A 793-nucleotide genomic window follows, 5' to 3' on the forward strand; every position below is an offset into this window, starting at 1 on the left:
CGCAGTGGGAGTGGACGGTGCACGCTCCGCGTTCCTGGTGATCAGGGTGATAAGAGCCGTATGACGGGAGACTGTCACGTACGGATCTGTGAGGGCCGGGGGGTGAGATTCCCCCCGGCTACTCGGCAGGGACGGGTGGTCGAGGCCCGAGCCATTCCGGGCTACGCCCGAAAAACCGAACCCCTCGGCCTGGCGGCCGATGCCTGCCACTCCACCGGAGCATTGACGGTCCGGGTGTCGCGGCCGGTCAATGCGCCCAGCGAAAACCCCGATGATCTTGCCCCTGTCTCCACCCTCGGCCGTCGAGTGTGGAGACAGGAGCAAGATCATTCCCATTGTGGTGCGCATTTGTCCGCTTTGCCCAAGAATGCGGGCAGGGGAGGTAGGGCCCCTTTCCTGTATGGCTTCTTTCCGGGGGATGGAAAGGCGGGTCGTGGTGGCCGGGTAAGTGTTTTATCACCGCCGAGATAGGTCCTTTCTGGGTCTTTCTTGATATCCTTAGGGTATGACTTCTTCTTTCAGGCAGTGCGGGAACACGGCGGTCACTACGCCCGCTGTGGACGCCATGCGCACTGCCCGGGAAAAGATCACCACCGAAATGGCCGAAGTGCCCCCGGCGGGTGCGGCCGGTGAGGTCCTGGACGTGATCTCGCAGGTGTTCGAGGACTTCGACCGGGCCCAGCTTTCGATGCTGCTGCGCCTGGCCCAGCTGGAAGCGGCCGGGACGTTGTTGGAGGCGGGCGGGCAGCGGTCGGTGCAGAACTGGCTGATCCACTCGGTGGGTATGGCCCCG

Annotated in this window: 1 pseudogene; it reads left to right on the forward strand. The window is 63.9% G+C overall.

From position 1 onward, the window contains the following. Positions 1-505: 505 nt before the first annotated feature. Positions 506-793 (forward strand): annotated as a pseudogene (locus tag ACYVDG_RS32695) (HNH endonuclease signature motif containing protein); the annotation flags it as partial.

Source organism: Nocardiopsis oceani, from assembly GCF_054777395.1.